The following is an 8,967-nucleotide window of genomic DNA, read 5'->3' on the forward strand; positions in this document are numbered from 1 at the left end:
ATCGGACAGCCGTTTATTCCACCAGATAGGAACCGGCCAGAGCAGCATAATTGTCGATCTGCTGTTCGTCGAGGCCGCCGCGGCGTTCGATCTCGATGGCCGCTTCTTTGCCGCCCGTCTTGTCGCGGGCGCGCACCCGCACGCGGCCGTCGCTGCCGTAGGCATACGTCACCTCGACCGGCGCCCCCTTGGGCAAGTTGGGCGGCAACTGCGTGATGCTGCAATTCCCGATCAGCGAGCAGGCCGCCGGATCGGGAGCGTCGCCTTCGATCACCCTCACCGTAACCCGCACCTGGCCGGTCTCGGTGGTGTTGAATACCTGCTGCTTCTCGACGGGCAGCGTCGTGTTGCGGGGAATCATCACGTGGTTATGCGGCTTGCCGGTCTTGGGGTGCTTCAGGATCACACCCAGACTGTGCGAGTTGACGTCGTCTTGCTTGACGTTCTTGAGGTGCCGCTTCACTTTTTCGGCCAGGTCGCTGCCGGTGCGGCGGAACTTGGCTTCCAAAATGGCCGCGTGAATCGCCGCCCCCTGGGCCACGGCCGTGTGCGGCGACAGGCCTTGATACGGCTTCTTGCCCGTCACTTGCTCCAACATCGCCGGCACTTTGGGCATCAGCGTCGAGCCGCCCACCAGCACGATGGCGTCGAGATCGCTGGGCTGAATCTTGGCCTGTTCGATGACCAACTCGGTGGTGTCGATCGTGCGCTGCAGCAAGTCGGCCGTCAATTGCTCGAACTGCTCGCGCGTCACCGGCACGGAGACGCTCTTGCCTTCGAAGCGGCAGACGACGCTGGTCTGGTTCTTTTGCGACAGCTCGATCTTGGCCAGGTCGCAGTCGTTGCGCAGCACCTGGCTGGCGACCGCCGATTCGCGCGGGTCGGCGCCGTGCCGCTTCTTGAACTCATCGGCGACGTAGTTCAGCAGCCGGTCGTTCCAGTCGATACCGCCCAGATAGACGTCGCCGTCGGTGGCCAGCACCTGGAAGTGCGTGGGCATATACTTGACCACCGTCACGTCAAACGTGCCGCCGCCCAAGTCATAGACGAGCGCCATGCGCGGCTTGTCGAAACTGCCCGCACCCAACTCGCCGCGTTGCCAGGCATAGGTCAGCGTGGCCGCCGTCGGCTCGTTGATGATGTCGACCACGTTCAGACCCGAAATGCGGCCGGCATCTTGCGTGGCCTTGCGCCGGGCGTCGTTGAAATAATACGGCACGGTGATGACGGCGTTGCCGATCTTGCCGATCCGCTTCTCGGCGTCCTGCCGCAGCTTTTTGAGAATCAGCGCCGAAAGGAACTCCGGCGTGATCTCATGACCGTCGAAGGTCCGCTTGTATTCGGTGCTTCCCATGTGCCGCTTGACGCGCTCCACGACGTGGTCGGGATCTTCCATCGCCGCGCGGGTGCGGCTTGGTCCCACGATCACGTGGCCGCTTTGCGCCAGCAGGATGAGGCTGGGCGTTTCGATTTCTTCTTCTTCGTTCAGCAGGGCAACGGGATTGCCCTCGGCGTCCAGGTGCGCGATCGCCGAAAACGTGGTTCCCAGGTCGATGCCGACCGTCTGGCCTTCTTTGAATTCCATGCTGTAAGTCCATAAGAACAGGCTGCTATTGAGCGATTGTCGGTCGCCAAGCGGCGAGAGTCAACGGGGCAAGACCAAGTCAGAGCCAAAGACCAAAGGCCCGAGCCCCAAGCCCCCCGGTCTTTGGTTTGGGCCTTTAGACTTCACGCGGCTGAGAATGAGACATTGGCGGTGGCTGGGGCAGAGTCTGGCCAGGTGGAGGCCGGCACTTCGTTCATCTTGGCGGCCAGACGATGCCCCGGTGCGGCCAACCGGGGCATCGCTTGGCCCCCCACGCTTTTGATGGGCGCCAGCCGCTATCTGGCCAAGCTCTGCCCCAGCCACCGCTTTTGCCCTCGGAAAAATGTCTCATTCTCGGCCGCGTGAAGTATAGGTTTTCGAGTTTGCGGCTTCAGCCAGGGTTCGACCGAAAGACGCCGTAGCTTCTCGACTCGGAAAATCTTGCCCAGCTTACTTGATTTACGAGCTATTGTTGGTATGTTTGGGTTGTGCGGGGTCGTCAAGATTTACCCAGTCATTCCAGGGGAGCTAGGAATCAATGTTCAAGAGAATTGCGTTAGGTGCGGCTGTTCTGGCCACAGCGTTGGTCTGTGACGGCTCGCGAGCGGATGCGTTTTGGGGGCACAGCAGTGGTGGCAGCTACGGAAGTTGGGGCTCCAGCGGCGGCGGTTACTATGGGGGCTGGGGTTCGTACGGCGGTTCGTACGGCGGCGGAGGACACCACCGTCACCACCATCGGCATGCGGCTTACTACGGTAGTTGGGGATCGAGCGGCGGTAGCTGGGGTTCCAGCGGCGGATATGCCGGTTGGGGTTCCAGCGGCGGAAGCTGGGGATCGAGCGGCGGTTCGTGGGGTGGCGTGGTAACGACGGCGCCGGTTATGAACGGCGCACCGGTCTATGGCGCTCCGTCTGTCTCGCCTCCGCCCCCTCATCCTTCCGACATGCCCGCCGACGGCAACTTGCCAGGCGGCCCGGCGCCCGACGACAACATGCCGCCCGACGAGGGCGCCCCGTTGCCTCCGACCGACAACAACACCAGCCTCTACCGGCCGTCGGCCACCGCCATGTTGACGGTCCGCGTGCCGGCACATGCCCAGGTGTTTGTGAACGGTCTGCCAACGAGCAGCACGGGCACGGTGCGTCGTTACGTCTCGAATGGCCTGCGATGGGGTTACAATTACACCTATCAAATCCGGGCCGAGATCGTTCGCGACGGCCAGACCATCACCGAGAACAAAACCGTCAAACTGCAGGCTGGCGACAAGTCGGACGTTGAGTTCGCGCTCAATGGTTCAAACTCAGACCCGATCGCCAACCAGCCGGTCCGCACCAGCGTAACGCTGCACGTGCCGGCCGATGCCAAGGTCTTCCTGTCGGGCAACGAGACCTACGGCGACGGCGAGGTGCGCACGTTTACCACCACGAAGCTGGCCCAAGGCCAGACGTGGGGGAACTACGTGGTGCGCGTCGAGGTCGAACGCAACGGCCGCACGCTGAGCAAAGAGGAGACGATCGAGGTCAAAGGCGGCGACGTCCTCGATCTGAGCCTCGATGTCGATGCTCCGCAAGTGGCCCGCGCCGGCCAATAGCGCTGTCGGCTTTTTACGGTGCGGCCCCGGCGGCCCGTCGATTCCATCGGCCCTCGCACGGATTTCGTTCTGTGCGGGGGCCGGTTGTTTTGGTATCACAACAGCATGCCCGCGAGCGAAACCCTTCACGAACCAGAAAGGCGACCGGCGAACTTTGCCTGGCCGCGGCGCGTGCGGTTGATCGTCAGCGCCGCGCTGGTTTGGCATCTGGTCGGCCTGCTGGTCGGTCCCATTTCTTCGCCGCCTTCGATCTTGGGCGACCGTTTGCAGGCGATCTATCTCCCGTATCTGCAGGCCGCCTACCTCAATCACGGCTATAAGTTTTTCGGTCCCGATCCGGGGCCGAGCCATCTCGTGCGATACGCGATCGAGATGCCCGACGGCGACAAGATCGAGGGGACGTTTCCCGATCGCAAAGTGCATTGGCCGCGTCTGTTCTATCACCGGCACTTCATGCTGAGCGAGTTTCTGGTGGGCCTGGCCGGTCCCTGGGAGCCGGAGTTCGACTGGGACCGCCAGCCACTTTCGCCACCGCAGGAAGCCTACGTTGAATCTTACGCTCACCATCTGCTGAAGAAGTATGGCGGCCGACGCCTGACGCTTTACCTGGTCGAACACCGGCTGCCGTCGCCGCAGGAGGTGATTGACGGCATGCGGCTCGACGACTCCCGGCTATATCGCTCTCGCAAACTCGGCTCATTCGAGAGTTGAACGATCGATGGAACTGATCCGCGAATACGTGCGCGAGGCAGGACAGGGGGGGCTGGCGGGCTGGAACCGCTTCTGGTTCACGCCCGCCGACCCCGCCACGCTCGGCCTGATTCGCGTCATGGCCGGCGCCATGCTCCTTTATACGCATCTGGTGTGGACCCTCGGCTTGGCCGACTTTTTCGGGGCCGAGAGCTGGACTTCGCCGCACGCCGCCAGCCTCGCTCTCGCCGATTCGGGCACGTACGCCTGGAGCTACTTCTGGCTCATTCAGTCGCCGGCGCTGCTCTGTGCGGCACACATCGCGGCGCTCGTGGTGTTCGCCCTGCTCATGCTCGGCCTGTTCAGCCGAGTGGTGTCGATACTGGCATATCTGGCCGCGGTGTCTTACGTGAATCGCGTGCCGGGCGCGCTTTTCGGACTCGACCAGATCAACTGCATGCTGGCGATGTACTTGATGATCGGCCCCAGCGGCGCGGCCTACTCGCTCGATCGGCTGCGGCTGCCGCGCGCAGCCGACGGACCGCGACCGCCGGCCGCGCCTTCGACGAGCGCGAACCTGGCGGTCCGCCTGATGCAGGTCCACATGTGCGTGATCTATTTCTTCGCGGCGATGGGCAAGCTGCGCGGCGATTCTTGGTGGTCGGGCGACGCCATGTGGCTCTCGGTCGCCAATCTCGAATACCAGTCGTGGGACGTGACCTGGCTGGCTCGCTGGCCGTTGCTGTCGGCGATCGCCACGCAAGTCACGGTCTACTGGGAGCTGTTCTTTTGCGTGCTGGTCTGGCCGCGGCTGACGCGGCCCCTCATGCTGGTGCTGGCGGTGCCCGTCCACTTGGGGATCGCGGTTTGCATGGGGATGATTACCTTTGGTCTCATCATGCTGGTGGGCTGTGTTTCATTTGTTCCGCCGTGGTTGGTACGATGGTGTCTTGAGCGTGGCGGGCACAAACGAGCAGGGGAGGGCCTGGGGGCGCGCGTCGCGCAAGTCTCGACGCGACGTTCGCGGCCCAGTGTGGCGGGCGGCCGCCGCGGCTCGTAGCGTAAGCGTCCTCGCTTGCGGAGGTCTAAAAGACGGCAAGGCGGAACGTGCAACATGTCTACTTCCAAACGACTCGCAATCGTGCTGGGCGCGGTCTTGCTCGTGTCAGGCGGCCGCGTTTCTCACGCTCAGCCGCTGTTGCGCGAAGGCGACCACGAAGCCGAAGCGGACCACGAGGCCGGACCCGACCCCGAAGCGGTCCGCCGGCGGGCCTCAGCGCGGCAGCAGGCGGAACTGGAAGAAGAGCGGCGGTTGAAGTTGCAGCAAGAGTTGATGCGACTCCAAGGCGAGCGGATGCTGGCGGAGCAGGAGGAAATCAAGCGGCGAGACCGCATGATGCGGTATGCGCTGCTGATCGCCGTCGCCGTGATCGCGACCACGCTCGTCGTCGCCTATGTCCGGTCGCAGGGGGCCGAGACCAAAGAACCGCCATGAAATCACTGACCGAGTATTTGACCTTCAACCTGCCCGAACGCATGGGCTTCGTGAACATCACGCCGCAAGTGGCCGACGCCGTCCGGCGCAGCGGCGTAAGCGAGGGGCTGGTGCTGGTGAACGCCATGCACATTACGGCCAGCGTGTTCATCAACGACGACGAGTCGGGCCTGCACGATGACTATAAGCAATGGCTGGAGCAACTCGCGCCGTTCGATGCCTCGCCGCGGCGCTACCGGCACAACCGCACGGGCGAAGACAACGCCGACGCCCATATCAAGCGTCAGATCATGGGCCGCGAGGTCGTGGTGGCCATCACCGCCGGCAAGCTCGACTTCGGCCCCTGGGAGCAGGTTTTTTACGGCGAGTTCGACGGCCGGCGGAATAAACGAGTGTTGCTCAAGGTGATCGGGGAGTAGGGTGGGAGCGAGCGAGCTTGCGAGCGCCGGCCCACCATGCGCGACGTTGATCGAGGTGGGCCCGCGCTCGCAAGCTCGCTGGTCCCACCCTACGCTCACGCGATGAAAAACGCCAGCCGCGCAAGCACCGGCAAGTTGGCGTCGACGGCCTCCGTCAGCAGCGTCTGTGCCCGTCGACCGCCTGGCAGCGGCCGGCCGTCGTCGTGTATCACGAGCGTGCCGTCCTGAACCAGATCGAGCGGCCCGGCTAGCATGCCCGCACGGTCGTGGCCGCCGTCGAGAAACCGCGGCATGAGCCGCAGATGAACGGGCCACCCTCACTTGCGCCGCGCGCGGCGCAAGTGCCGGCCGTAGCCCGTTCGCTTCGCGAGAGGGAAGCCGTTTACCCCGCGCCCATGCGACACGCGTGTCGCCTCGGCGCGTGCCGCCGGAGACGAACGGGCCGCAGGCACTTCGGCCGCGCGCGGCCAAAGTGCCGACCGTAGCCCTTTCGCTGGAGCGAGAGGAAAGCCGTTTACCCCTCGCCCATGCGACACGCGTGTCGCCTCGGCGCGCGCCGCCGCAGACGAACGGGCCGCGGGCACTTTGGCTGCGCGCAGCCAAAGTGCCGACCGTAGCCCTTTCGCTGGAGCGAGAGGAAAGCCGTTTACTCCGCGCCCATGCGACACGCGTGTCGCCTCGGCGGCGTGCCGCCGGAGACGAATGGGCCGCAGGCACTTTGGCAGCACGCGGCCAAAGTGCCGACCGTAGCCCTTTCGCTGGAGCGAGAGGAAAGTCGTTTACTCCGCGACCCATGCGACACGCGTGTCGCATCGGCGCGTGCCGCCGGAGACGAACGGGCCGCCGCCACTTTGGCTGCGCGCAGCCAAAGTGCCGACCGTAGCCCTCTCGCTCCGCGAGAGGAAAGCCGTTTACTCCGCGCCCATGCGACACGCGTGTCGCCGGAGACGAACGCGCCGCAGGCACTTTGGCAGCACGCTGCCAAAGTGCCGACCGTAGCCCTTTCGCTCCGCGAGAGGAAAGCCGTCTACTCCGCGCCCAGGCGACACGCGTGTCGCCTCGGCCCGTGTCGCCGGAGACGAACGGACCGCAGGCACTTCGGCCGCGCGCGGCCAAAGTGCCGACCGTAGCCCTTTCGCTCCGCGACAGGAAAGCCGTCTACTCCGCGCCCAGGCGACACGCGTGTCGCCTCGGCGCGTGGCCGCCGGCGACTCACGGGCCGCACGCACTTTGGCCGCGCGCGGCCAAAGTGCCGACCGTAGCCCTTTCGCTCCGCGAGAGGAAAGCCGTTTACTCCGTGCCCATGCGACACGCGTGTCGCCTCGGCGCGTGCCGCCGCAGACGAACGGGCCGCCCTCACTTTGGCCGCGCGCGGCCAAAGTGCCGACCGTAGCCCTTTCGCTCCGCGAGAGGAAAGCCGTCTACTCCGTGTCCATGCGACACGCGTGTCGCCTCGGCGCGTGCCGCCGCAGACTCATGGGCCGCAGGCACTTTGGCAGCACGCTGCCAAAGTGAGCAGGATCCACGGATGACACCCCTCCAACGGATAAGTCGCAAATCCTTATCGCCAAAGCTTTTGCGCTTCCGCGACGGAATGCGTCGGCATCCGTTTCTACAATGCCGCCTTCCGGGCATTTCAAAGATGGCCAATTCGCGCCAAACGAAGCCCAGCGATGAACACCGACTTTGCGACCGTTGGCAGCCTTCGAACTCACTTGGCAGCCTTCACTGACCACAACCAAGCACGCCCCAACGAAAACAAGTCTAAGGCGTTCCCAGCGGTCTTTGGTCATGCAATGGCCTTTCTCGCCCTCGATCGGGTCCGACGAAAAAGAACATGCCGAAACAGTGGTTCGACAAGTTGCCCCACACCCACGTGGCGCTCGACGACGCCCTCGGCCAAGGCGCGCTCTTCTGCAATATGCTCGAGGAGGCGCGGGCCAAGGGGCGTTAGCCCGGATGATTCACCGGCCCCCGAACTTGGCGCGCAGACTGCGCGAACACCAACCCGAAGCGCAAGCGAGCTAAGTCCGTTGCTGATCCTCGCTTGCGCTTCGGGTTGGTGTGGGCCGGTGAATAATCCGGGTAGGCAGGCCGACGACGACGAGGTACTTTGATCACGCCTGGCCGCCAAGAAGCGAGATCGGCCCCAACATCAGGTCTGCGCCCGATCGTAGTATTCGTCGGACGAGATCAATTGCGAAATGACCATTTCATCGGTTTCGCCGCCTTCGAGTTCGCCGGCGAAGAAAGCCAGCGCGTCCAGGTCGGCCGGACGGTCCAGGAACTGCTCGAACAGCGAGTCGACCCGCAGGCGATGATATTCGTCGCTATTGAGGACAAGGGCCGCAATATCCGAGGGCGACATTCCGTTGCCCATCAGGCCTTCGAAATACGCCAGGTCGCCAGAATTGATCGCGCGGCCCAGCGCGTCCTCGAACAGCGCGCTCACGAACCCGGAGTCCGTGCCTCCGCCCCGAGCCTGGTAATACTCCTGCGAGCCGAGCAGCGCCTGCGACATACCCTCGATCGTGCCGCCGTCGTAAAGATATGCCGACCAATATTGCAGACCGGCTGCGTCCGCCGCCCGCCCCAGGTAGTGCTCGTATAGCGACTCGACCGTGTCGTGCTGAAATTCCTCCGGAAACGCCAGCTTGACCATTTGGTAAGCGACGTCGCTGCGAGACGTGCCCTGCGTCAGATCGTTGACCCAGAATTGCAGACCGCCCGGCTCGGCCTGACGGCCGAACACATCGCGATAGATCTCCTGAATGTATTTCTGGTCGGGAGTGCCCACCGTTCCGTCTTCGAGCAGTTGCTCGTGGATGTTGGCCGTCGCACTGACAGTGGCTGACGTGGTGCCGCTGGCCGGCCCGGCCGTCTGATCGATGCTGACCTGGACCGTGTAATGCCCTTCGTCGAAATACTCGTGCTGACCGCTGACGGCATAGGCGCCTGAAGAGAGCGTGATGCTGCCCGCCGAGGTGCTGCCGTCGCCCCAGTCGATCGTAGCGCTGAAATCGCTGGCCGGTCCAGGGGCGCCGGAATCGCCATCGGCAAACGTGGCCACGGTCACACCGGTCAAGGTGCTGAACTCATAGCCCGTCACGCTCACAGCGCTGGCGGCGAGGCCGGTGGCGCCGGTTGTTGTGGCGTTGGCCACGTCCGCAGTGCCGGCGACCGTGAC

General features: G+C 64.2%; 8 protein-coding genes. 5 read left to right on the forward strand and 3 right to left on the reverse strand.

Annotated elements, in window-relative coordinates:
- Positions 1–13: 13 nt before the first annotated feature.
- The gene (locus VNH11_11515; GenBank protein ID HVA46986.1) at positions 14–1,585 is read right to left on the reverse strand and encodes an Hsp70 family protein; all 1,572 of its coding nucleotides are present in this window, start codon (positions 1,583–1,585) and stop codon (positions 14–16) included.
- A gap of 538 nt (positions 1,586–2,123) precedes the next feature.
- Here VNH11_11515 and VNH11_11520 point away from each other — a divergent pair.
- The 5 genes from VNH11_11520 (at position 2,124) to VNH11_11540 (ending at position 5,780) form a co-directional block, all read left to right on the forward strand.
- Positions 2,124–3,176: a TIGR03000 domain-containing protein gene (locus VNH11_11520; protein ID HVA46987.1), complete on the forward strand. Its 1,053-nt coding sequence runs from the start codon at positions 2,124–2,126 to the stop codon at positions 3,174–3,176.
- 105 nt (positions 3,177–3,281) lie between these two features.
- Positions 3,282–3,887, forward strand: a complete 606-nt coding sequence (locus VNH11_11525; GenBank protein HVA46988.1) for a hypothetical protein — start codon at positions 3,282–3,284, stop codon at positions 3,885–3,887.
- A gap of 7 nt (positions 3,888–3,894) precedes the next feature.
- Complete coding sequence (locus VNH11_11530; protein ID HVA46989.1) at positions 3,895–4,926, forward strand: HTTM domain-containing protein; 1,032 nt, start codon at positions 3,895–3,897, stop codon at positions 4,924–4,926.
- 54 nt (positions 4,927–4,980) lie between these two features.
- Positions 4,981–5,361, forward strand: coding sequence for a hypothetical protein (locus tag VNH11_11535; GenBank protein ID HVA46990.1), 381 nt, complete (start codon positions 4,981–4,983; stop codon positions 5,359–5,361).
- Entirely contained in the window at positions 5,358–5,780 is a 423-nt protein-coding gene (locus VNH11_11540; protein HVA46991.1) for a secondary thiamine-phosphate synthase enzyme YjbQ, read from the forward strand. The genes VNH11_11535 and VNH11_11540 overlap by 4 nt, the downstream gene beginning before the upstream one ends.
- Positions 5,781–5,875: 95 nt before the next feature.
- Here VNH11_11540 and VNH11_11545 read toward each other — a convergent pair whose 3' ends face one another.
- Positions 5,876–6,073: a hypothetical protein gene (locus VNH11_11545; GenBank protein HVA46992.1), complete on the reverse strand. Its 198-nt coding sequence runs from the start codon at positions 6,071–6,073 to the stop codon at positions 5,876–5,878.
- A 1,862-nt stretch (positions 6,074–7,935) separates the two neighbouring features.
- Positions 7,936–8,967: DUF4214 domain-containing protein (locus VNH11_11550; protein ID HVA46993.1), on the reverse strand; the 1,032-nt coding region annotated here is incomplete at its 5' end.

The organism is Pirellulales bacterium, assembly GCA_035533075.1.
GTDB lineage: Bacteria > Planctomycetota > Planctomycetia > Pirellulales > JAICIG01 > DASSFG01.

What these genes read in the sequence shown, in the direction of transcription:
- VNH11_11515 (HVA46986.1), bottom strand. Translation starts at nt 1,585, where the DNA reads ATGGAATTCAAAGAAGGCCAGACGGTCGGCATCGACCTGGGAACCACG.
- VNH11_11520 (HVA46987.1), top strand. Translation starts at nt 2,124, where the DNA reads ATGTTCAAGAGAATTGCGTTAGGTGCGGCTGTTCTGGCCACAGCGTTG.
- VNH11_11525 (HVA46988.1), top strand. Translation starts at nt 3,282, where the DNA reads ATGCCCGCGAGCGAAACCCTTCACGAACCAGAAAGGCGACCGGCGAAC.
- VNH11_11530 (HVA46989.1), top strand. Translation starts at nt 3,895, where the DNA reads ATGGAACTGATCCGCGAATACGTGCGCGAGGCAGGACAGGGGGGGCTG.
- VNH11_11535 (HVA46990.1), top strand. Translation starts at nt 4,981, where the DNA reads ATGTCTACTTCCAAACGACTCGCAATCGTGCTGGGCGCGGTCTTGCTC.
- VNH11_11540 (HVA46991.1), top strand. Translation starts at nt 5,358, where the DNA reads ATGAAATCACTGACCGAGTATTTGACCTTCAACCTGCCCGAACGCATG.
- VNH11_11545 (HVA46992.1), bottom strand. Translation starts at nt 6,073, where the DNA reads ATGCCGCGGTTTCTCGACGGCGGCCACGACCGTGCGGGCATGCTAGCC.